The sequence below is a fragment of the Novosphingobium sp. LASN5T genome (assembly GCF_003856955.1).
In the GTDB taxonomy this organism is placed as follows: domain Bacteria; phylum Pseudomonadota; class Alphaproteobacteria; order Sphingomonadales; family Sphingomonadaceae; genus Novosphingobium.
Window position 1 is genome coordinate 1 of record NZ_RQSI01000057.1, and the last position, 20,567, is coordinate 20,567.

20 protein-coding genes and 1 tRNA gene are annotated in these 20,567 nt (G+C 68.7%); 10 read left to right on the forward strand and 11 right to left on the reverse strand.

What is annotated here, in order from left to right:
* The first annotated feature begins 2 nt into the window (after window positions 1–2).
* Window positions 3–1,178, forward strand: a complete 1,176-nt coding sequence (locus EH199_RS21555) for a molybdopterin-dependent oxidoreductase (protein ID WP_124811162.1) — start codon at window positions 3–5, stop codon at window positions 1,176–1,178.
* Complete coding sequence (locus EH199_RS21560) at window positions 1,175–1,576, forward strand: cytochrome c (protein WP_223806842.1); 402 nt, start codon at window positions 1,175–1,177, stop codon at window positions 1,574–1,576. The genes EH199_RS21555 and EH199_RS21560 overlap by 4 nt, the downstream gene beginning before the upstream one ends.
* A gap of 16 nt (window positions 1,577–1,592) precedes the next feature.
* Here the strand turns inward: EH199_RS21560 and EH199_RS21565 are convergent, their stop codons facing one another.
* Window positions 1,593–2,471 (reverse strand): LysR family transcriptional regulator, encoded by an 879-nt coding sequence (locus EH199_RS21565; protein ID WP_124811163.1) that lies wholly within the window; start codon window positions 2,469–2,471, stop codon window positions 1,593–1,595.
* Between the two features lie 103 nt (window positions 2,472–2,574).
* On the opposite strand from EH199_RS21565, the gene EH199_RS21570 reads away from it, so the two are divergent.
* Complete coding sequence (locus EH199_RS21570; RefSeq protein WP_124811164.1) at window positions 2,575–3,687, forward strand: S-(hydroxymethyl)glutathione dehydrogenase/class III alcohol dehydrogenase; 1,113 nt, start codon at window positions 2,575–2,577, stop codon at window positions 3,685–3,687.
* Window positions 3,688–3,878: 191 nt separating this feature from the next.
* Here the strand turns inward: EH199_RS21570 and EH199_RS21575 are convergent, their stop codons facing one another.
* From EH199_RS21575 to EH199_RS21595, 5 genes are read right to left on the reverse strand one after another with little or no spacing between them, the layout of a single operon-like run.
* Entirely contained in the window at window positions 3,879–4,664 is a 786-nt protein-coding gene (locus EH199_RS21575) for an enoyl-CoA hydratase/isomerase family protein (protein ID WP_124811165.1), read from the reverse strand.
* The gene (locus EH199_RS21580; protein WP_124811166.1) at window positions 4,661–5,749 is read right to left on the reverse strand and encodes a phosphotransferase; all 1,089 of its coding nucleotides are present in this window, start codon (window positions 5,747–5,749) and stop codon (window positions 4,661–4,663) included. The genes EH199_RS21575 and EH199_RS21580 overlap by 4 nt, the downstream gene beginning before the upstream one ends.
* Window positions 5,739–6,926 carry an acyl-CoA dehydrogenase family protein gene (locus EH199_RS21585; protein ID WP_124811167.1) on the reverse strand — a complete coding sequence of 396 codons (1,188 nt, stop codon included), beginning with the start codon at window positions 6,924–6,926 and terminating at the stop codon, window positions 5,739–5,741. Before EH199_RS21585 ends, EH199_RS21580 begins: the two co-directional genes overlap by 11 nt.
* A gap of 24 nt (window positions 6,927–6,950) precedes the next feature.
* Complete coding sequence (locus EH199_RS21590; RefSeq protein ID WP_124811168.1) at window positions 6,951–7,715, reverse strand: SDR family NAD(P)-dependent oxidoreductase; 765 nt, start codon at window positions 7,713–7,715, stop codon at window positions 6,951–6,953.
* Between the two features lie 33 nt (window positions 7,716–7,748).
* Window positions 7,749–8,888, reverse strand: a complete 1,140-nt coding sequence (locus EH199_RS21595) for an acyl-CoA dehydrogenase family protein (protein WP_124811169.1) — start codon at window positions 8,886–8,888, stop codon at window positions 7,749–7,751.
* A gap of 89 nt (window positions 8,889–8,977) precedes the next feature.
* Here EH199_RS21595 and EH199_RS21600 point away from each other — a divergent pair, with 89 nt between their 5' ends.
* Window positions 8,978–9,595, forward strand: coding sequence for a TetR/AcrR family transcriptional regulator (locus EH199_RS21600; protein WP_223806843.1), 618 nt, complete (start codon window positions 8,978–8,980; stop codon window positions 9,593–9,595).
* A gap of 119 nt (window positions 9,596–9,714) precedes the next feature.
* Window positions 9,715–10,881, forward strand: coding sequence for an iron-containing alcohol dehydrogenase (locus EH199_RS21605; RefSeq protein ID WP_124811171.1), 1,167 nt, complete (start codon window positions 9,715–9,717; stop codon window positions 10,879–10,881).
* A 13-nt stretch (window positions 10,882–10,894) separates the two neighbouring features.
* Here EH199_RS21605 and EH199_RS21610 read toward each other — a convergent pair whose 3' ends face one another.
* Together EH199_RS21610 and EH199_RS21615 are read right to left on the reverse strand one after the other, a co-directional pair.
* On the reverse strand, window positions 10,895–11,590 hold the full coding sequence (locus tag EH199_RS21610) for an RlmE family RNA methyltransferase (RefSeq protein WP_124811172.1): 696 nt from the start codon (window positions 11,588–11,590) through the stop codon (window positions 10,895–10,897).
* Window positions 11,587–12,879, reverse strand: a complete 1,293-nt coding sequence (locus EH199_RS21615; RefSeq protein ID WP_124811173.1) for a Ppx/GppA phosphatase family protein — start codon at window positions 12,877–12,879, stop codon at window positions 11,587–11,589. Before EH199_RS21615 ends, EH199_RS21610 begins: the two co-directional genes overlap by 4 nt.
* Before the next feature lie 168 nt (window positions 12,880–13,047).
* On the opposite strand from EH199_RS21615, the gene EH199_RS21620 reads away from it, so the two are divergent.
* Window positions 13,048–13,121: transfer RNA gene (locus EH199_RS21620), tRNA-Gln, on the forward strand.
* A 126-nt stretch (window positions 13,122–13,247) separates the two neighbouring features.
* Here EH199_RS21620 and EH199_RS21625 read toward each other — a convergent pair.
* The 3 genes from EH199_RS21625 to EH199_RS21635 form a co-directional block, all read right to left on the reverse strand.
* On the reverse strand, window positions 13,248–14,411 hold the full coding sequence (locus EH199_RS21625; protein WP_124811174.1) for a CaiB/BaiF CoA-transferase family protein: 1,164 nt from the start codon (window positions 14,409–14,411) through the stop codon (window positions 13,248–13,250).
* A complete protein-coding gene (locus tag EH199_RS21630) occupies window positions 14,408–15,046 on the reverse strand; it encodes a glutathione S-transferase family protein (RefSeq protein WP_124811175.1) in 639 nt (212 codons plus the stop codon). Before EH199_RS21630 ends, EH199_RS21625 begins: the two co-directional genes overlap by 4 nt.
* A gap of 352 nt (window positions 15,047–15,398) precedes the next feature.
* Complete coding sequence (locus EH199_RS21635; RefSeq protein WP_124811176.1) at window positions 15,399–16,289, reverse strand: cytochrome c family protein; 891 nt, start codon at window positions 16,287–16,289, stop codon at window positions 15,399–15,401.
* Window positions 16,290–16,515: 226 nt separating this feature from the next.
* Between EH199_RS21635 and EH199_RS21640 the strand changes: the two genes are divergently transcribed.
* From EH199_RS21640 to EH199_RS21655, 4 genes are all read left to right on the forward strand, one after another.
* A complete protein-coding gene (locus EH199_RS21640; RefSeq protein WP_124811177.1) occupies window positions 16,516–17,406 on the forward strand; it encodes a prephenate dehydratase in 891 nt (296 codons plus the stop codon).
* 91 nt (window positions 17,407–17,497) lie between these two features.
* Window positions 17,498–18,193 carry a hypothetical protein gene (locus EH199_RS21645; RefSeq protein WP_223806844.1) on the forward strand — a complete coding sequence of 232 codons (696 nt, stop codon included), beginning with the start codon at window positions 17,498–17,500 and terminating at the stop codon, window positions 18,191–18,193.
* Window positions 18,190–19,467 carry a DUF4350 domain-containing protein gene (locus EH199_RS21650; RefSeq protein ID WP_124811178.1) on the forward strand — a complete coding sequence of 426 codons (1,278 nt, stop codon included), beginning with the start codon at window positions 18,190–18,192 and terminating at the stop codon, window positions 19,465–19,467. Before EH199_RS21645 ends, EH199_RS21650 begins: the two co-directional genes overlap by 4 nt.
* Window positions 19,468–19,484: 17 nt before the next feature.
* Complete coding sequence (locus tag EH199_RS21655; protein ID WP_124811181.1) at window positions 19,485–20,441, forward strand: MoxR family ATPase; 957 nt, start codon at window positions 19,485–19,487, stop codon at window positions 20,439–20,441.
* The last annotated feature ends 126 nt before the right edge of the window (window positions 20,442–20,567 follow it).

Consider the following 20,567-nt stretch of genomic DNA (forward strand, 5'->3'; position numbering starts at 1 on the left):
CGCTGGGCGCGGGCGCGCTGGCCGCCCCGGCGTTCGCGGCCGACGGCGCGATCGACCTCCACCTGCCGGGCGGCCCGTCCACGCGGCCGATGACCACGGCGTTCCCCGGCAAGGGGCCGATGATCCTGCAGCGGATGCGGCCGCCGCTGCTCGAAACCCCGCTCTCGGTATTCGATGGCGATGTGTTCACCCCCAACGACCGGTTCTTCGTGCGCTGGCACTGGGCGGACATTCCCACGACGGTGGACGTCAACGCCTTCCGCCTTGCCGTGCGCGGCGAAGTGGCGAAACCGCTTTCGCTGACGCTGGCGGACATCCTGCGCCTGCCGCGCTTCGAGATCGCCGCGATCAACCAGTGTTCGGGCAATTCGCGCGGGCTGTTCCAACCGCGCGTGCCCGGCGCGCAATGGGCGCACGGGGCCATGGGCAACGCGCTGTGGACCGGCGTCCGCCTGCGCGACGTGCTCGATCTCGCCGGCGTGCGCCCCGGCGCGGTGGCGGTGCGCTTCGGCGCCATGGACCAGCCGCTGGTGCCCGAAGCCCCGGATTTCTCCAAATCGCTTGACCTCGACCACGCGCGCGATGGTGAAGTGATGATCGCCTTCGCCATGAACGGCGAACAGCTGCCGCTGCTCAACGGCTTTCCGCTGCGGCTGGTGGTGCCGGGCTGGTATTCGACCTACTGGGTCAAGATGCTCAACGACATCGAGGTGCTGGCCGCGCCCGATACCGGGTACTGGATGGCCAAGGCCTACAAGATTCCGGACACGCCCGGCGCCAATGTCGCCCCCGGCAGTTCCGGCTTCCCGACCACGCCGATCAACCGCATGGTCGCGCGCAGCTGGATCACCAGCCTGGCCGAAGGGCAGAGAGTGCCGTGGGCGCCGACGATCGCGGTAGGCGGCATCGCCATGGGCGGCGATTGCGGCGTCGCCCGCGTCGATGTCTCGGCCGATGGGGGCAAGACCTGGCTCCCCGCCACATTGGGGCCGGACAAGGGCAAGTACGGCTTCCGCCGCTGGGATGCGCGGGTGCCGGTCAGCGCGCCGGGCATGGTTGCGCTCATGGCCCGCTGCACCAGCGACAAGGGCGAAACCCAGCCGCTACAGCCGATCTGGAACCCCGGCGGCTTCATGCGCGCCAATGTCGAAACGACCACGATCATGGTGACCGCATGATGCGCCGCCTGCCCACGTTCGCGCTTCTCGCCGCGCTCGCCTCCGCCACGCTTGCCGTGTCCGCCGCCGGCGCGCGCAAGCCGGAGCCGGAGCCCGCGCGCATCACCGCCAACGGCTTCACGCTGACCTCCAGCGCCATCGAGCTGCCGGTGGAGGAACCGTTCTTTCCGGACAGCCCGGATGGCGGGCCGAAAGCGGATACGATCAACGCCGATTGCACCGCCTGCCATTCGGCCAGCATGACGCTGACCCAACCCGCGCTCTCGCCCGAAGCCTGGGCCGGCGTGGTCCACAAAATGCGCGACGTCTATCACGCGCCGGTGCCGGAGGAGGACGTGCCCGCGATCCTCGCCTATCTGGCGCACCTGCCCCCGAAAGCGGCGCCGGCCAGAGAATGACGTAAGGGAATGACGATCAGGGAATGACGCGCCCCAGCCGGTCTTCCAGCAGGTCGATCATGCCCTTGACCTTGGGCACCAGCTGGCGGCGTTGCGGATAGACCGCCCAGACCGGCTCGGGCGCGTCGCGGTAGCGGTCGAGCAGCGTGACGAGCCGCCCGGCGGCGATATGATCGCGCACGTAGAACGCGGGCAGCTGGCACACGCCCATGCCCGCCACCGCCGCCTCCACCACCGCCGCGCCGCTGTTGCAATGCAGCCGGCCGGTGGGCACGAACGTCAGCCGCCGGCCATTCTCCACGAAATGCCAGGTGGCGTTGGTGCCGATCAGGCAGTCGTGCGCTTCGAGATCCTGCCAGCGCGCCGGCGCGCCCTTGCGCGCGACATAGGCCGGCGCGGCACAGAGGTCGGACGAGCGGCTGGCGATCTGCCGCGCCGCCAGCCGGTTATCCGCCGGATGGCCGGTGCGGATGCCGATGTCGAAGCCTTCCGCGATCAGATCGACCACACGGTTGGTCAGTTCCACGGTCGCGGTGATGCCGGGATGGCGCTCCAGGAACTCGGTGACCACCGGCGCGACGAAGCGTTCGCCCATCGAGATCGAGCAGGTGATGCGGATTTCGCCCTGCATCTCGCCCTGCCGGGTCAGGTATTGCAGCGCCTCGTCGCGTTCTTCGACCAGCCGGCGGCCCTGCTCCACGAAGGCGCGGCCCACCGGCGTCAGCGTGACGGTGCGCGTGGTGCGGTCGAACAGGCGCGCGCCCACTTTCGCCTCCAGCCGCGCCACCGCCCGGCTGACGTGCGAGGTGGACGCCCCCAGGCGCCTGGCCGCCGCCACGAAACTGCCGGAATCGGCAATCGCGACGATCTCTTCGAAGCCGTCCCACTTGGACAATCGATTATCCCATGCTAGCAACAGAATAAACCAGAACCACGTATTTATCGCACGGCTGGTCCAATGTTAAGGGCGGCCGTCCCATTTCCTGGAGGATGCCCTCATGAAGACCCGCGCCGCCGTTGCCTTTGCGCCCAAGCAGCCGCTCGAGATTGTGGAACTGGACCTCGAAGGCCCCAAGGCGGGCGAGGTGCTGGTCGAGATCATGGCGACCGGCGTGTGCCACACCGATGCCTACACGCTCGACGGCTTCGACAGCGAGGGCATCTTCCCCAGCGTGCTGGGCCACGAAGGCGCCGGCATCGTGCGCGAGGTCGGCCCCGGCGTGACCAGCGTGAAGCCGGGCGATCACGTGATCCCGCTCTACACCCCCGAATGCCGCCAGTGTAAGTCGTGCCTTTCGGGCAAGACCAACCTGTGCACCGCGATCCGCGCCACGCAGGGCCAGGGCCTGATGCCCGACGGCACCAGCCGCTTTTCCTACAAGGGCCAGACCGTGTTTCACTACATGGGCTGCTCCACCTTCTCGAACTTCACCGTCCTGCCCGAGATCGCGGTGGCGAAGATCCGCGAGGACGCGCCGTTCCAGTCCGCCTGCTACATCGGCTGCGGCGTGACGACCGGCGTCGGCGCCGTGGTCAACACCGCCAAGGTCCAGGTGGGGGACAACGTCGTGGTCTTCGGCCTCGGCGGCATCGGCCTCAACGTCATCCAGGGCGCGCGACTGGCGGGCGCGGGCAAGATCGTGGGCGTGGACATCAACCCCGATCGCGAGGAATGGGGCCGCAAGTTCGGCATGACCGACTTCCTCAACAGCAAGGGCCTGAGCCGCGAGGAAACCGTCGCCAAGGTGGTCGAACTGACCGACGGCGGCGCCGACTATACTTTCGACGCCACCGGCAACACCGAGGTGATGCGGACCGCGCTGGAAGCCTGCCATCGCGGCTGGGGCACCAGCATCATCATCGGCGTGGCCGAGGCGGGCAAGGAAATCAGCACCCGCCCGTTCCAGCTGGTGACGGGCCGCAACTGGCGCGGCACCGCGTTCGGCGGGGCCAAGGGCCGTACCGACGTGCCCAAGATCGTCGACATGTACATGACCGGCAAGATCGAGATCGACCCGATGATCACGCACGTCATGGGCCTGGAAGAGATCAACACCGCGTTCGACCTGATGCACGCGGGCAAGTCGATCCGCTCGGTCGTGGTGTTCTGAAGCACGCTATCGCGCCTCTCCCGCCAGCGGGAGAGGCGCCTGTTCCTTGCCCTGGGGCACGATGACCTGATCGTGCCCACTTCTCGTCATTGCGAGCGGCACGCGAAGCAATCCAGAGTCCCGCGTGCGGCCCTGGATTGCCGCGGGGCTGCGCCCCTCGCAATGACGCTTCAAGGCAAGGCCATCCGCGTCTACGAAGCGCGCGTGAAATCCGGCTTGCGGCGTTCGAGGAACGCCGCAACGCCTTCTCGGCCTTCCGCGCCGGAGCCCGCCGCCGCGATCGAATCCGCCTCCACCGCCAGATGCGCGGCAAGATCGCGCGTCGAACTGTCCAGCAGCAGCGCGCGGGCGGCGCCCAGCGCCCGCACCGGCGCAGCGGCCAGCCGTACCGCCATCGCCTGCCCTTCCGCTGCGAGATCGGCATCGGGCACCACACGCGTCACCAACCCCAGCCGCGCTGCCTCTTCCGCGCCGACGCGGCGGTTGGTGAGAATCATCTCCTGCGCCACGCGCAGGCCCGCCACGCGCGGCAGCAGCCAGCTCATGCCCCCATCGGGGGTCAGGCCGATGCCGGAATAGGCCGCGGTGAAATGCGCGGCTTCGCCCGCCAGCACCACATCGCCCAGCAGCGCCAGGCTGAGGCCCGCGCCCGCCGCCGGGCCGTGAACCAGCGTCAACAGGGGCTTGTCCATCCGCGCCAGCACCAGCACCGCCTCGTGCAGCGCGCTCGCCAGTTCGTGCAGGAAAGCGCCCGCGCGATCGCCGGCGGCGGCGAAAGAGGCGATGTCCCCGCCCGCGCAGAACAGGCGGCCGTTGCCCGCCAGCACCACGCAGCGCACCGCCGGATCGCCCGCGCAGTCGCGCGCCGCCGCGCCCAGCGCGCGCGCCAGATCCATGTCGATGGCGTTGCCCTGATCGGGCCGGTTGAGCGTGATCGTGGCGACACCGCCATCACGGGTGAGCAGGACGGGGTTCATGCGCAGGCCTCCATCGCTTCGCGCGCCAGTGCCGCCAGCCGGGGGAAGGCTTCCGCCCGTTCCCGCGCGTGGGCGCTGTTGGCGGTGCCGCGCAGCACGCGGCCCTTGATGCCGTGAAAGATCGCGGCGAGCCGGAAGAAATTGAACGCGATATAGAAATCCCAGTCCGGAATCCCCGCGCGTCCGGTGCGGTGGCAATAGGCGGCGATGTAATCCGCCTCGGTTGGCAGGCCCAGCGGCACGGGATCGGCCCCGCCCAGCCCGGCGACGATGTCCGGCGGCATCCGGTACATCGTGGCGTGATAGGCGAAGTCGGACAGCGGATTGCCCAGCGTCGACAGTTCCCAGTCGAGCACCGCGACCACGCGCGGTTCGGTGGGATGGAAGATCATGTTGTCGCAGCGGAAATCGCCGTGGGTCACACGGCTTTCGTCGCCCGGCGGAATGTGCGCGGGCAGCCAGGCGACCAGCGCGTCCATGTCCGCGTTGCGGCCGGCCAGCTCGTCCTCAAGATACTGCTTCGTCCAGCGCCCGATCTGCCGTTCGAAGAAATTGCCGGGCCGGCCAAAGTCGCCCAGGCCCACCGCCACGGGATCGACCGCGTGCAGCGCGGCGATCGTGGCGTTCATGGCATCGTAGTAGGCGGCGCGCTCGCCCTGCGGCACGTCGGGAAAACGCGCATCCCAGAAGATGCGGCCATCGACCATCGCCATGACGTAGAACGCGCTGCCGATCACGCCATCGTCCTCGCTCACGCCCAGCACCGGCGGCACGGGCACCGGCGTCGGCCCCAGTGCGGTCAGCACGCGCGCCTCGCGCAGCACGTCGTGCGCGCCTTTCAGCAGCGGCCCCGGCGGCTTGCGACGCAGCACATAGCGCGCGCCCGGCGTGGTCAGGCGATAGGTGGGGTTCGACTGGCCGCCGTTGAACTGCGCCACCTCCAGCGGCCCGGCGAAGCCCGCGACATGCGCCGCCATCCACCGCGCCAGCGCGGCTTCGTCGAACGCGACGCGAACCTCGCCCGCGCCCGCATTGGCCCCACCGGCGTTGGCCCCGGCGCTCCCGTCAGGAACTTCAGCCGCCATGGCCGTGCCGCCAGTCGCGCTTGACCTTCTTGGCCAGGCTCCACTTGTGGACCTCGGTCGGGCCGTCATAGATGCGGAAGGCGCGCACTTCGCGGAAGACCTGCTCGACGATGGTCTTGTCGGTAACGCCGGTGCCGCCCATCACCTGCACGCAACGGTCGGCGATGCGCATCAGCGCCTCGGACACCGCGACCTTGGCCATCGAGCTTTCGACCGTGCCGAGCGAGCCGGTATCGAGCACCGCGGCGCACCAGTCGATCATCAGTTCGGCCTGCTTCAGATCGATCATGTTCTCGGCCAGCATGAAGCCCACGCCTTCGTGATCGATCAGCTGCTTGCCGAAGGCCATGCGCCGGTTGGCATAGTCCACCGCGATCTCGTTGGCACGGATGCACCCGCCCAGCCAGCGCATGCAGTGCGACAGGCGCGCCGGGCTGAGGCGCACCTGAGCATACTTGAAGCCTTCGCCGGCATCGCCCAGCATCTGGTCGGCGGGGATGCGCAAGTTATCGATGGTGACCGTGGCATGGCCGCCCGGCATCGAGCTGTCGATGGTGTTGGGCACGTGATCGATGCGGATCGCGGGATCGGGCAGGTCGACCAGGAACATGCACGCGCCGCCCTGCGAATCCGGATCGACCGACTTCGCCATGACGATGCCCACTTTCGCGCCTTCGGCACCGGTGATGAACGCCTTGCGCCCGTTCACCACCCAATGGTTGCCGTCGCGCCGGCACGTGGTCTGCATCATCGAGGGATCGGACCCGGCACCGCCTTCGTCGGACGGTTCTGTCATGAAGAAGGCCGAACGCACGCGCCCTTCGACCAGCGGCGCCAGGAAGCGCGCCTTGAGATCGGCGCTGCCGACATGGCCCAGCAGGTACATGTTCCCCTCGTCGGGCGCCTGGGTGTTGCAGGCCAGCATCCCCAGCGGCGAAAGGCCCGACGCGATCAGGATCACGGCGGTTTCGCGCTGGTTGAAGTGGCTGCCATCGGGGCGGATGTGGGGGGTGAGGACGCCCGCCGCGCGCGCCTTTTCGCGCAGTTCCATGACCAGCTCGTCGGTCGGCGCGCCGTGATGGTCGCGGCGCGGGTCCTGTTCATAGGGAACCACGGTTTCGCGGACGAAGGCTTCCACCTTCGCCGCCATGTCGAGCGCTTCGCGGCTGATCGTCATCGTATCCTCACCCCGTGTTTGGCTTTAGCGTGGCGCCATGCGGATCGCGCCGTCCAGGCGGATGGTCTCGCCGTTCAGCATCGGGTTGGTAACGATGCTTTCCACCATCTGCGCGTATTCGTCGGGCTGGCCAAGCCGGTTCGGGAACGGCACCTGCTTGCCCAGCGAATCCTGCGCGTCCTGCGGCAGCGAGGCCAGCAGCGGCGTCCAGAAGATGCCCGGGGCGATCGTCATCACGCGGATGCCGCTGCGGGCGAGTTCGCGCGCGATCGGCAGCGTCATGCCGACGATGCCGCCCTTGGAGGCGGAATAGGCGGCCTGCCCGATCTGCCCGTCGAACGCGGCGACCGAGGCGGTGTTGACGATCACGCCGCGCTCTTCCGGCCCCACCGTTTCGGCATCGTGGATGCGCGCGGCGAACTTCGACAGCACGTTGAAGCTGCCGATCAGGTTGATCTGGATGATCTTTGCGAAATCGGCGAGCGGCAGCGCCTTGCCATCACGGCCGATCACCTTGGCGGGCGGGCCGATGCCGGCGCAGTTGACGCAGATGCGCGCCTTGCCGTTGACCGCCTCGGCTTCGAGGATCGCGTTCTCGACCGCCGCTTCGTCGGTCACGTTGACGGGGAAAAATGCCGCGCCGATTTCGGCCGCGTGGCGGGCGCCCAAGTCGGCGTTGAGATCGAAGATCGCCACCTTCGCGCCGGCCTTCGCCAGCCGCGCCGCCGTGGCACCGCCCAGACCCGATGCGCCGCCGGTGACGATGGCGGCCACTCCCTTGATTTCCATGCTTCCTGCTCCTTCGGGGATGTTTTGCAAGCCTTACAGCGCGCGGGCGATGACCATGCGCTGGATATCCGACGTGCCTTCGTAGATCTGGCACACGCGCACATCGCGGTAGATCCGCGCGATGCCAAATTCCTCGAGATAGCCGTAGCCGCCCAGCGTCTGCAACGCGCCGGACACGACCGCCTCGGCCGTTTCGGAGGCGACGAGCTTGGCCATCGAGGCTTCTTTGAGGCAGGATTGACCCGTCTCCGCGCCGGCATCCTTGACCGCCGCCGCATGGAGCACGAGCTGGCGCGCCGCTTCCAGCCGGGCGGCCAGATCGGCGAGACGGAAGCCCACCGCCTGGTGCTGGATGATCGGCTGGCCGAAGCTCTTGCGCTCCTTGGCATAGTCAACCGCGATTTCGAGCGCCGCCTGCGCCATGCCGATGCATTGCGCGGCGATGCCGATGCGGCCCGCTTCCAGGTTGGACAGCGCGATCGCATAGCCCGCGCCGGCCTCGCCCAGCATCAGGTCATCGGGCACGAACAGGTTGTCGAAGCGGATGGCGCAGGTGTCGGACGCGCGCTGGCCCAGCTTGTGCTCCACCTTGTCCACCACGTAGCCGGCACTGTCGGTCGGCACGAGGAAGGCCGAGAGGCCGCGCTTGCCGGCATCGGGATCGGTCACCGCGAACACGATCGCCAGGCTGGCGATGCGGCCGGACGAGATGAACTGCTTCGCCCCGTCCAGCACATAGCCGCCCTCCACCTTGCGGGCGCGGGTGCGGATGGCCGATGCGTCGGAACCCGCATCCGCCTCGGTCAGCGCGAAGGCGCCGATCGCCTTGCCGCCCACCAGATCCGGCAGGAAACGCGCCTGCTGCGCCGGCGTGCCATAGCGCAGCAGCGCGGACACGATCAGGCTGTTCTGGATCGACAGGATCGTCGACAGCGCGCCATCGGCCGCCGCGATCTCGATCAGCGCGGCGGCATAGGACACGTAATCGAGCCCGGCCCCGCCAATCTCTTCGGGCGCGGTCATGCCGGTCAGCCCCATCTCGGCGAGCGCGGCGAACAGGTCCGGCGGATAGCCGCCGGCCGCTTCATAGGCCGCCGCGTTCGGCCGGATCTGCTCCTGCGCGAAATCACGCACCATGTCGCGCACGGCGGCCTGGGTTTCCGTCAGAATCATGAAACTCACCGGTTGGTTATCTACTGATGAGTAACTTGCATTCCCGTGCGTTTCTTGTCAACACGGGGGGCGACAGACCGGACCCCGCCTTGCCCCCCATTTCCTCGCCTTTCCAGACCCCCGAACAACGCCAGGCCGATCGCGCCGCCAAGCGCGACGCGGTGCTGCGCGCGGCGGTGCGGATGTTCAACGAGAAGGGATTCCACCAGACCTCGCTCGATGACGTGGCGGCGCGGCTCGGCATCTCCAAGCCGACCATCTACCACTACCTTGGCAACAAGGATCAGGTGCTGCTCGAATGCGTATCGCGCGGGCTGGGCCAGATCATCGAGGCGGCGGCGGAGGCGCGCCAGGAAGCGGGCACGGGCGCGGACCGGCTGGCATGGTTCCTGCGCCGCTATGCCCAGATCAACATGGACGATTTCGGCCGCTGCGTGATCCGCACCGGCGACGAGGCGCTGGCGAGTGAAAGCCAGCAGCAGTTCCGCGCGCTCAAGCGCCGGATCGACAACGCCCTGCGCGAACTGATCGGCGAGGCGATCGCCGACGGCTCGCTGGCGCCGACCGATCCCAAGCTGCTGGCCTTCACCATCGCGGGCGCGCTCAACTGGCCCGCGCGCTGGCACGATCCCGATGGCGAGCACGCGCCGGCGGACCTTGCCGAGTATCTCGTCACCAACCTGGCGCGCGGCTACCTGCCACGCTGAAGCGCGCGACGGGACTTCCGGCTTTCCATGCATACGTAGTGTGATTGCGCCGGCCCCGCGCCACAGGCTAGATCCGGCGAAAGCCCGGCCCATGAAAACGCCGGCATGGAGAGGATTTTATGAGCATTGCCAGCATCGCGCTCCCCCGCATCCTGCGCATCGGCGGCGGCGCATCGCGCCAGTTGCCCGATGTGCTGGCCACGCTGGGCCTGTCCCGCCCGCTGATCGTGACGGATGCCTTCCTGGTCGGACAGGGCCGCGTGGAAACGCTGCAAGGCAGCCTGAAAGCTGCCGGCATCGCCAGCCGCGTCTTCGACGGTACCGTTCCCGATCCGACCGTCGCCTCGATTGAGGCCGGCCTCGCCTTCCTGCGCGAAGGCGATCACGATTGCGTGGTCGGCTTCGGCGGGGGCAGCCCGCTCGACAGCGCGAAAGCCATCGCCATGCTCGCGCGCCACGGCGGGAGCATGGCGGACTACAAGGCCCCCCACGTCCAGGACGAACCGGGCCTGCCCGTGATCGCCATCCCGACCACCGCCGGCACCGGATCGGAAGCGACGCGCGTCACCGTGATCACCGACGAGCGGACCGACGAGAAGATGATGTGCCCCGGCCTTGCCTACCTGCCGGTGGCGGCGCTGGTCGATTACGAACTGACCTTTACCAAGCCGCGCCGGCTGACCGCCGATACCGGGATCGATTCGCTGACTCACGCGATCGAGGCCTATGTGTCGAAGCGCGCCAGCCCGTTCACCGATGGCATGGCGCTGCTGGCGATGCGCGCGATCGCGCCCAACCTGCGCCGCGCCTGCGACGATCCCGATGACCGCGAAGCGCGCGAGGCGCTGATGCTGGGCGCGACGCAGGCGGGCATCGCCTTCACCAACGCCTCGGTCGCGCTCGTACACGGCATGAGCCGGCCGATCGGCGCGCATTTCCATGTGCCGCACGGCCTTTCCAACGCCATGCTGCTGCCCACGGTGACGGCGTGGTCCGCCCCCGCCGCGCTGGCGCGCTATGCCGAATGCGCCCGCGCCATGGGCGTGGCCGACGCGCGCGAGGGCGATCAGGGCGCGGTGGCGCGGCTGCTGGAGCAACTGGGCGCGCTCAACCGCGATCTCGGCGTGCCGGGGCCAGCCGCCTGGGGCATCGACGCCGCCCGCTGGCAGGGCCTGATCCCGACGATGTGCGAACAGGCGATCGCCTCGGGATCACCCGCCAACAACCCGCGCGTGCCCGATGCGGCCGAGATGGCGGAACTCTACGCCCGCGTCTGGGACGGTTAGCGGCCCCGGGGCCTCACGTTTCTTCCTCGTCCGCCGGCTCCGTGCGCACACGGCCCTTGAAGCCTTGGGCGATCACGTACCATTCCGAGGAATCCTTGCGACTCGCGGGCGGCTTGGCGTGCTTTACCGTGGTGAAATTGCGCTTGAGCAGGCCCAGCAGTTGCGTGTCCGTACCCCCGGCGAAGACCTTGGCCACGAACGCCCCGCCCGGCGCCAGCGTGGCGACGGCGAAATCGACCGCCGTCTCGACCAGCCCCATCGTGCGCAGGTGGTCGGTCTGCTTGTGCCCCACGGTGTTGGCCGCCATGTCCGACAATACCAGGTCCGGTTCGCCATCGAGCGCGCCTTCGAGCGCCGCCGGCGCCTCGTCGGCCATGAAATCCATCTGGAAGATGGTCACGCCGTCGATCGGAACGGTTGGCAGCAGGTCGATCCCGACGATCTTCGCCGCCGGCGCCTTCTGCCGCACGATCTGGCTCCACCCGCCCGGCGCGATGCCCAGGTCCACCACGCGGCGCACGCCCCGCAGCAGGCCGAATTTGGTATCGAGTTCGGCCAGCTTGTAGGCGGCGCGGCTGCGATAGCCATCGGCCTTGGCCTGCTTCACATAGGGGTCGTTGATCTGGCGCGACAGCCAGCGCGCCGAAGAGGCGGTGCGCTTCTTGGCCGTGCGCAGTCTTTCGCCCGGATCGCGTCCAGACCGGCTCATGGCCTATCTCCTGTTATCTGGTCGCCTGTTATCTGGTCACCGGTCATTTGCGCGCCCGCTTTCCGGCGGATCGCGCGCAGCGCCTCGCGGCTGCGCTCGGCTTCGCCGCCCGTCGCCATCAGGCTGCGCAGGATGCCTTCGCGGATGCCGCGATCGGCAATGCCCAGCCGCTCCGCCGGCCAGATGTCGAAAATCGATTCCAGGATCGCGCAGCCGGCCACCACCAGGTCGGAGCGCTCGCGCCCGATGCACGGCACCGCGATGCGCTCGGTGGGGCTGAGCGAGGACAGCCGGCGGCTGATTCCGCGCATCGATTCCACCGGCACGATCAGCCCGTCCACCGCGCGCCGGTCATATTGCGGCAGCTTCAGATGCAGGCTGGCCAGCGTGGTTACCGTGCCGCTGGTGCCGAGCAGGCGGATCGCACCGCGCTCCAGCGCCGCCTTGCGCTCGCCCGCCACGCGTTCGGCAAAGGCGGCGAAGCCTTCGTCCACGCGCCGCCGCATCTCCGCGAAAGCGGCGGCGCGCGCCGCCGGCTCATCGGAAATCGGGCCGATGCTTTCGGTCAGCGAAACGACGCCCCAGGGCACGCTCTGCCAGTCGAGGATGCGCGGCACCGGTTCGCCGGTATCGACCAGCACCATCTCGGTCGATCCGCCGCCGATGTCGAAGATCATCGCCGGACCGTCGCCGTGTTCCAGCAGGATGTGGCAGCCCAGCACCGCCAGCCGCGCCTCTTCCTGCGCGGTGATGATGTTCAGCCGGATGCCGGTTTCGCTGTGCACGCGCTCGATGAATTCCGCGCCGTTGGTGGCGCGCCGGCACGCCTCGGTCGCCACCGAGCGGGCCAGGTGAACATTGCGCTTGCGCAGCTTTTCGGCGCAGATGTGCAGCGCGCCCAGCGCGCGGTCCATCGCCGCGTCGGAAAGGCGGCCGGACTGCGCCAGCCCTTCGCCCAGCCGCACCACGCGGCTGAACGCGTCGATCACCACGAAATGATCGCCCGAAGGCCGCGCGATCAGCAACCGGCAATTGTTGGTGCCGAGGTCGATCGCCGCATAGGCCTGGCGGTGAAAGGGCATGGGCCGGTTCCACAGCGGCCGCGCCTGCTGCGCCGATTCCTCCGGCAAGGCTGGTGTCTCGGGCGGGCGCAAGGCACCCTGTGGAACGCCGGCGGCTTTCGGTTGCGGAGACGAGGAACCGGCCAGAGCGTGCGGCGGAGGTCGTTGCCGCTTCTTGCTGCCGGAACGCGCCCCCTGCCCCGGGGCCGGCGGATTGATCTCCGCCATGTTTCAATTCGCTTATGTTTTCCCGCCTGCGTGATGCGTGGCGGGTACTTGACGGCCATGGTAACGGCACGAGGGACGCCCGGCAAGACCGCCGCGCCCGCATCGCGCGGAACGGCGCGCAAGGCCGCTTGACTTGCCGCCAGCCCCCCTCTAAGTGCGCCGCTCCATTGCCCGATCGTCTAATGGTAAGACTACGGACTCTGACTCCGTCAATCGAGGTTCGAATCCTCGTCGGGCATCCAAACTCCCCCTATGAAATCATAGCTTTGTGCAATGGCTAGCGCGATTGCGGCGTTGCTCGTTTGGTGCGCCGTTGCCGCACCCCGCCCCCGAACCAGCCCCGTCAGATAGCCCGCCCCGGCGCGTGATCAGCGCTTGTGGCGGCGTTGCGCTTCGGCGCGCAGGGCGGGGCCGTGTTCGTCGATGGCGGGCGGATGCGCGAGGTCTCGTGCCGGCATGGCGGCGAAACGGATGGGCAGGCGCATTTCCACATAGCCGCCTTCGGTCGGATGGTCGCGATGGTGGAAGAAATCCACCGCGGCCAGGTGCGGATCGCGGCGGATATCCTGCAGATCGCGCACTTCCATGCAGGGAACGCCCGCCGCGTTCAGGATCCGGACCCATTCCGCGCTGGTGCGGGCGGGCGTGCGCCGGGCGATCTCGGCATAAAGCAGGCTGACATTGCGCAGCCGATCGAGATCGGTGGCGAAGCGCGGGTCGTCGAACACCTCGGTCGCTTCCAGAACCTCGAACACGCGGGCGATCGTGTGCGCGGTATAGGGGACGATGCTGACCCAGCCGTCGCGCGTGGGAAAGGGCTGGCGATGGGGATCGACCTGGCGCGGATAGCCGGCGGGTTGCACCGGATCGTCATGGACCTCGCCATAGAGGTGCTCCTGCAGCATGAACTGCGCGAAGCATTCGAACATCGGCACTTCGACCAGCTGCCCCTCGCCGGTGCGCTGGCGGTGGAACAGCGCCGCCAGCACGGCCTGGGTGCCATAGAGGCCCGAAACCTTGTCGGCGATCAGCGAGGGCACGAAACGGGGCCGGGCATCGCCATCGGCGCGCGGCAGCAGCGTGGTGGTGCCGGTCGCGGCCTGGATCACGTCGTCATAGGCCTGCAGGCCGGCATAGGGGCCGTCCGATCCGAAGCCCACGCAATGGACATAGATGATGTCGGGGCGGATGGCCCTGACCGATTCGTAGTCGAACCCCAGGCGGGCGATGCCGGCACCGCGCACGTTGTGAACGAACACATCGGCATCGGCGAGCAGGCCGCGCATGACCTCCGCATCGGCCGGCTGCTTCAGGTCGAGCGCGATCGAGCGCTTGCCCCGGTTCAGCGTCATGTGCACCGGCCCCATGCCGCGCCCCTGCTTCGGCCGCCCCGCCTGCCGCATCTGATCACCTTCGGGCGGTTCGACCTTGATCACGTCCGCGCCCATGTCCGCCAGCATCTGCGTGGCATAGGGGCCGAACACCACCGTGGTCAGGTCGATCACGCGAATGTTTTCAAGCAGGGTGGTCATGCCGCGAAATCTCCATCGGTGCCTTGTGCTGCCCGTGCGCGGCGATAGCCGTCGCGCTGTTCCAGCCGCTCCCAGTACGCGGCGATCTGCGGCGGATAATCGCGGTCGAGCCGCAGCGTGCGTGCCAGCAGGAGCGCATAGCCCACCGAAATGTCGGCGGCGGTGAACCGGCCTCCCGCCACATAGTCACGCTGTTCGAGCAGCGCCGCCAGCCCGCGCAGCCGCGCCCGGTACCAGCGGGCATAGTCCTCCGCCACTTGCGGCACCCGCCGTTCGGCCGGCTCCAGCCGCGAATAGCGCAGCACCAGCGTTTGCGGGAAGGTCAGCGTCGCCTCGCCATAGGACAGCGCGTTGAGATAATCGCCGAAGCCGGGCTCATCACGGCCGATCTCCAGCCGTCCGCCGCCGTGGCGCGCGGCCAGATACTGCACGATCGCCGGCGATTCGGTCATCCGCACCGCGCCCTCCTGATAGAACGGGATGGTCCCCAGCGGGTTGATCTCGAGAAATCCCGGCTCCAGCAGGCGCGGCGGAAACGGCAGAAGCTTCAGCTCATAGTCCAGCTCCAGTTCCTCCAGCATCCACAGCACGCGGAACGAGCGCGCATCGGCGCAGTGATAGAGCACGGGTTTCATCGGCACCTCTCCGTGGCGCGGGGCGGGTTTAATTGAATGATTAAATCGGTGGGCCGGGCGTTGCAAACCTCCCGTGCCGTTTCGCCCCGAAAAAGAACCGGGAAAGGGCGCAGACCAAAAAAAGCCGGCCAAAAAAAAGGCCGGCAGAGCCGGCCTTTGGAAGTTTGGGAGAGGATGCCTGAAAGGCCCGTCCTATGTGCCGTCGGACCGGTTCTTTCGCAAGTGCGAAGGACGAGGGCTGGGTTGCATAATTTGCAAGTATGGGATGTCGCCTGCCCGCAAAGGCCACGAAAAAGGGGCATCCGGACCGGCCGGACGCCCCCTTTTGCACGCTGCCTTGCGGAAAGGCGGCTTACTTCTTGGTCTTGAGATAGGCGATCACGTCGGCCCGGTCCTGCGCGCTGGGCAGGCCGGCGAAGGTCATCTTGGTGCCGGCGGCAAACTTGGCCGGGCCAGACAGCCAGGCGTCGAGCGTCGCGTCGTCCCAGTTGCCACCCTTGGCCTTGAGCGCGTCGGAGAAAGCGAAGCCGCCACGGTCGCCAGCGACCTTCTCACCGGCAATGCCGAACAGGTTGGGGCCGATGCCGTTGGCGCCGCCCTGGTCGATGGTGTGGCAGGCCTTGCACTTGGCGAAGATCTTCTCGCCCTTGGCGGCATCGCCCACCACGGCTGCGGCGGCCGGCGCGGCGCCGGCGGCCGGAACCGCCTCGGGCGCGGGCAGCGGCAGGTTGGAGCCCTTGGTGTTGAGATAGAGGATCACGTCGGCGCGGTCCTGCGGATTGGCGATGCCGGCGAAGGTCATCTTGGTGCCGTCCGCGAACTTCTTGGGGTTGGTCAACCATTCGTCGAGGCTGGCGAAATCCCACTTGCCGCCCTTGGCCTTGAGCGCATCGGAGAAGGCGAAGCCGCCACGGCCCGATGCCATGGCATCGCCCACGATTTCATAGAGATTCGGGCCGATGCCGTTGGCCGCGCCCTGATCGATGGTGTGGCAGGCCTTGCACTTGGCGAAGATCGCCTCGCCCTTGGCGGCATCCGCCTTGGCCAGACGGTTGGCGATCGGTTCGAGCGCCGCCGCACCGGCGCCGCCTTCGGCTTCCACGCCTTCGATGGCGTAACCCGCCTTTTCGGGGGCATGGTGCTTGTCAGCCATGAAATAGTGGCTGGAAAGGCTGGAAAGCCCCAGTGCCACGATCCCGCCGAACAAGGTCCAACCGGCGATGGTATTGAAACGGTCGTCCATTCCCTGCCCCACTTGGCGCCCGCCGACCCCATTGCCGGCCCCCAGCGCAATTTTGGCCGCTCTAGTCAGGCCTCCGCGCGCACGCAAGAGCGATTGCGCCGATGACGCCGCAAAGAATGCGAACAACGATGCCCGATCGCCCCCGGTTCGCGGGGGATTCGTGCCCCGGCGATGGCCGAATTGTGGGTTGCCGCGTGGCCGGTCGCGGCCTAATCGCCGGCGCATCATGCAAAGCTACCCCGCTCCCGCGCTCGCCCTGGTCGAATCGATGGCCGCCGCCGCCGCCCGCGAACCCGCGCGCGCCGTGGCGTTTCAGGGCGCGCCGGGCGCCAATTCGCACCGCGCGGCGATGGACGCGCTGCCCGGCTGCCTGCCGCTGCCGTGCTTTTCGTTCGAGGACGCGCTCGATGCGGTGAAGGACGGACGCGCCGGCCGGGCGATCATCCCGATCGAGAATTCGCAGCACGGCCGCGTCGCCGACATCCACTTCCTGCTGCCCGAAAGCGGGTTGTCGATCGTGGGCGAATACTTCCTGCCGATCCACGCGGCGCTGATGGCCACCGGCGATGGCCCGTTCACCGGCGCCTACAGCCACCCGCAGGCGCTGGGCCAGTCGCGCCATTTCCTGCGCGCGCGGGGCATCGTGCCGCTGTCCTATGCCGATACCGCCGGCGCCGCGGCCTATGTCGCCGAACTCGGCGATCCGTCCGTGGCCGCCATCGCGCCGCGCATCGCCGCCGAACTTTATGGCCTGAAGGTGATCGAGGACAACGTCGAGGACGCGCACGACAACACCACGCGCTTCGTGGTGCTGGCGCGCGAGCCGATCGATCCCGCGCGTATTGCCGGCCCGGCGATCACCACCTTCGTGTTCGAGGTGCGCAACATCCCCGCCGCGCTCTACAAGGCGCTGGGCGGCTTCGCGACCAACGGCGTCAACATGACCAAGCTGGAAAGCTACCAGCGCGGCGCGAGCTTCGCCGCCACGGAGTTCTTCTGCGACATCGTGGGAACGCCCGGCGATCCCGCCGTGGACCGGGCACTGGAGGAACTGGGCTTCTTCGCCAAGCACGTCCGGATGCTCGGCACCTATCCCTTGCAGCGCCAGCGCGGCTGAGCGGAACGGCGGCTTCACGCGGGCATCGTCGCATCGGCTTCGGTGCCATCCCCCCTTGCCGCTCCGGGAAGAGCGTGCGACCACTGGCCTCGTGACTGCCAAGGTGGGGCCAATCGCTGGACAGCAAGGCGCGGAAGCGGGCGCACAGGCGGGGGAACACGCCTGGCGCGCGATGCGCGATATCAAGGATATCCAGTTCGCCCCGGTCCCGCCAGAGCATGTCGTCCCGCCGCAGCCGCCAGCCTGGCTGGAGGCCATCGCGCGGTTCCTCGCCGAACTGCTCAAGCCGCTCAGCCAGTGGCTGGAGCGGTGGTTGGGCCTCGGCTTCGGTGTGTTCGAGACGGTTCTGCTGGTGCTGATCGGGGCCGGCGCGCTGTGGATCGCGTGGAGCCTGCTGTGGCCCCTGTGGCGGGACCGGCGCCCGCGCGAAGCGGCGGCCGAAACCGAATGGACGCCCGATCGCGCCGCCGCCATCGCCCTGCTGGAAGAGGCCGACCGGCTGGCCGCCGAAGGCCGCTATGGCGAAGCGGCGCACCTACTGCTCCAGCGCAGCGTCCACCATATCGCCGCCGCGCGCCCGGAATGGCTGGCGCCCTCCACCACTTCGCGCGAGATCGGCGCGATCGCGGCGCTGCCCGGGTCGGCCAAGCAGGCGTTCGGCGTGATCGCGCGCGAGGTGGAGCGCAGCCTGTTCGCGCTGCGCGGATTGAGCGCCGAGGACTGGAGCCGCGCGCGCGAGGCCTATGCGCGTTTCGCCCTGGCTGATCTGAAAAGCGCGCAGGGATGAACGAATCCCCCTTCCGCCCGCGCACGGTGCTGGGGCTCGTCGCCGTCGGCGCGATCGCCTTCGTCGCGCTGTTATGGTTTCTCGGCAATGGCGGGGGCAATGCCAACAACGGCGGAGGCCACGCCAGCGGACGCGGCCTGAACGGCTTTGCCGGGCTGGTCGCCATGCTGGAGGCGGACGACGTCGACATCCGGCGGGCGCGGCGCAAGGACGCGCTCAGGGATGTGGGGCTGCTGGTGCTGACCCCGCCGGCCGAGGCCAAGGGCGAGGATATCGCCAAGATCGTCAACGAACGGCGCATGATCGGGCCGACGCTGGTCGTCACGCCCAAATGGGTCGCCGCACCGGTCGACCAGCAGCGTAAGAACAAGGTGCCACGCGGCTGGACCGAGCTTGTCGGCACCGAAGCGCCGCGATGGAACGGATTTCACGACGATATCGCCGTGCGCCTGACCAGCCATCGCGACGCGCCCGCAGGGGGCTGGCGCGCAATCGGCCGCGCGGGGCGGCTGCCGGACGATCGGCGGGTGCTGTCGGGCGAAGGCAAGGCGCTGATCCCGCTTGTCCGTTCGGGCGACGGCCGCATCCTGGCCGCCTTCCTCGACGATGACGGCTACTATCCCGCGCTCAACGATTTCGCGGGGATCGATCACGATATCGGCGGGGACGACGACGGGCTTTACCCCGTGATCTTCGTGTTCGAGCCGGACCTGCTCGACAACTGGGGACTGGCGGATCGCGGCACCGCGCTGATGGCGCGCGAACTGGTGCTGGCCGCCGCCGACGGAACGACTCAGCCGGTCACGTTCGACCTCACGCTCAACGGCCTTGGCGCCAGCCGCAACCTGTTGTCGCTGGCGTTCGAGCCGCCGTTCCTGGCGGCCACGATCTGCCTGCTGCTCGCCATGGTGGCGGTGGGCTGGCGTTCGTTCTGCCGGTTCGGCCCCGCCCGCCAGCAGGGCCGCGCCATCGCGCTGGGCAAGACCGCACTGGTGGAAAACGCCGCCGGCCTGATCCGCCGCGCCGGACGGGTCCATCTCGTCACCGGGCCTTATGCCGATGCGGTGCGCGACCGGCTGATCGCGGCGCTGGGCCTGCCGCGCGGGCACGGCGGCGCCGAAGCCGAAGCGATGATAGACCGCGCGCAGGAACGGCGCGGCCTTTCCGGACCGCCGTTTTCCGAACTGGCGAACAAGCTGCGCGCCACGCGCAAACCGCACGAGGTGGCGCGCCGCGCCGCCGCGCTCCAGCAGATCGAGAAGGATTTGACGTGACCGAGGGACAGGAGACGATGACGCTGGAGCAGGTGCGCGCGCTGGCGCTGGCCATCCGCGGGGAAGTGGCCAAGGCCGTGATCGGGCAGGACGGGATCGTCGATCATCTGCTGATCGCGCTGTTCGCGGGCGGTCACGTGCTGCTCGAAGGCCCGCCGGGCACGGCCAAGACGTTTCTGGCACAAAGCTTCGCCACCGCGCTGGGCCTCGATTTCGGGCGCATCCAGTTCACGCCGGACCTGATGCCGGGCGATATCCTCGGGTCCAACCTGTTCAACTTCCAGACCAGCCAGTTCACGCTTACGCGGGGGCCGATCTTCCACGAGCTGCTGCTGGCCGACGAAATCAACCGCACCCCGCCCAAGACCCAGGCCGCGCTGCTCGAAGCGATGCAGGAACGGCGCGTCACGCTGGACGGGGAGGTCCACCCGCTGTCAGACCGGTTCATGGTGGTCGCCACCCAGAACCCGATCGAGAGCCAGGGCGTCTATCCCCTGCCCGAAGCGCAGCTCGACCGGTTCCTGTTCAAGGTGCTGGTGCCCTATCCCTCGTTCGAGGAAGAGGCGCGCATCGTCACCCGCTATGGCGAGGGCGCGCGGTCGGCGAAGCCCGCCGATCTGGGTGTGACGGCGGTCGCCGACGCGGCGGTGCTGCGCGCCGCCACCGCCGCCATCGGACAGGTAACGCTGGCCGACACGATCGTCGATTACGTGGTGCGGCTGGTGCGCGCCACGCGCGACAGCGCCGATCTGGTGGCCGGCGCCAGCCCGCGCGCCGCCGTGTTGCTGGCCGGCGCCGCCCGCGCCCGTGCCGCGCTCGACGGGCGCGATTACGTGATCCCCGACGACGTCAAGGCGCTGGCCATCGCCGTGCTGCGGCACCGCATGTTGCTCAGCCCCGCCGCCGAGATCGAGGGCCGGCAGGTCGAGGCGATCGTCGCCGATCTGGTCCAGGGAACCGAGGCGCCGCGTTGAGCGAAGCGGTGGCCTGGCGCCGCTGGCCCGTCGCCTATCCCACGGCGCGGGCCACGCTGCTGCTGGCGGCGGCCGCGCCGCTGGCGCTGATCGTCGCCGCGCTGGCGCCGGCGGCCTGGATCGTCG

What these genes read in the sequence shown, in the direction of transcription:
- EH199_RS21560 (WP_223806842.1), top strand. Translation starts at nt 1,175, where the DNA reads ATGATGCGCCGCCTGCCCACGTTCGCGCTTCTCGCCGCGCTCGCCTCC.
- EH199_RS21570 (WP_124811164.1), top strand. Translation starts at nt 2,575, where the DNA reads ATGAAGACCCGCGCCGCCGTTGCCTTTGCGCCCAAGCAGCCGCTCGAG.
- EH199_RS21575 (WP_124811165.1), bottom strand. Translation starts at nt 4,664, where the DNA reads ATGAACCCCGTCCTGCTCACCCGTGATGGCGGTGTCGCCACGATCACG.
- EH199_RS21580 (WP_124811166.1), bottom strand. Translation starts at nt 5,749, where the DNA reads ATGGCGGCTGAAGTTCCTGACGGGAGCGCCGGGGCCAACGCCGGTGGG.
- EH199_RS21585 (WP_124811167.1), bottom strand. Translation starts at nt 6,926, where the DNA reads ATGACGATCAGCCGCGAAGCGCTCGACATGGCGGCGAAGGTGGAAGCC.
- EH199_RS21590 (WP_124811168.1), bottom strand. Translation starts at nt 7,715, where the DNA reads ATGGAAATCAAGGGAGTGGCCGCCATCGTCACCGGCGGCGCATCGGGT.
- EH199_RS21595 (WP_124811169.1), bottom strand. Translation starts at nt 8,888, where the DNA reads ATGATTCTGACGGAAACCCAGGCCGCCGTGCGCGACATGGTGCGTGAT.
- EH199_RS21605 (WP_124811171.1), top strand. Translation starts at nt 9,715, where the DNA reads ATGAGCATTGCCAGCATCGCGCTCCCCCGCATCCTGCGCATCGGCGGC.
- EH199_RS21610 (WP_124811172.1), bottom strand. Translation starts at nt 11,590, where the DNA reads ATGAGCCGGTCTGGACGCGATCCGGGCGAAAGACTGCGCACGGCCAAG.
- EH199_RS21615 (WP_124811173.1), bottom strand. Translation starts at nt 12,879, where the DNA reads ATGGCGGAGATCAATCCGCCGGCCCCGGGGCAGGGGGCGCGTTCCGGC.
- EH199_RS21625 (WP_124811174.1), bottom strand. Translation starts at nt 14,411, where the DNA reads ATGACCACCCTGCTTGAAAACATTCGCGTGATCGACCTGACCACGGTG.
- EH199_RS21630 (WP_124811175.1), bottom strand. Translation starts at nt 15,046, where the DNA reads ATGAAACCCGTGCTCTATCACTGCGCCGATGCGCGCTCGTTCCGCGTG.
- EH199_RS21635 (WP_124811176.1), bottom strand. Translation starts at nt 16,289, where the DNA reads ATGGACGACCGTTTCAATACCATCGCCGGTTGGACCTTGTTCGGCGGG.
- EH199_RS21640 (WP_124811177.1), top strand. Translation starts at nt 16,516, where the DNA reads ATGCAAAGCTACCCCGCTCCCGCGCTCGCCCTGGTCGAATCGATGGCC.
- EH199_RS21650 (WP_124811178.1), top strand. Translation starts at nt 18,190, where the DNA reads ATGAACGAATCCCCCTTCCGCCCGCGCACGGTGCTGGGGCTCGTCGCC.
- EH199_RS21655 (WP_124811181.1), top strand. Translation starts at nt 19,485, where the DNA reads ATGACGCTGGAGCAGGTGCGCGCGCTGGCGCTGGCCATCCGCGGGGAA.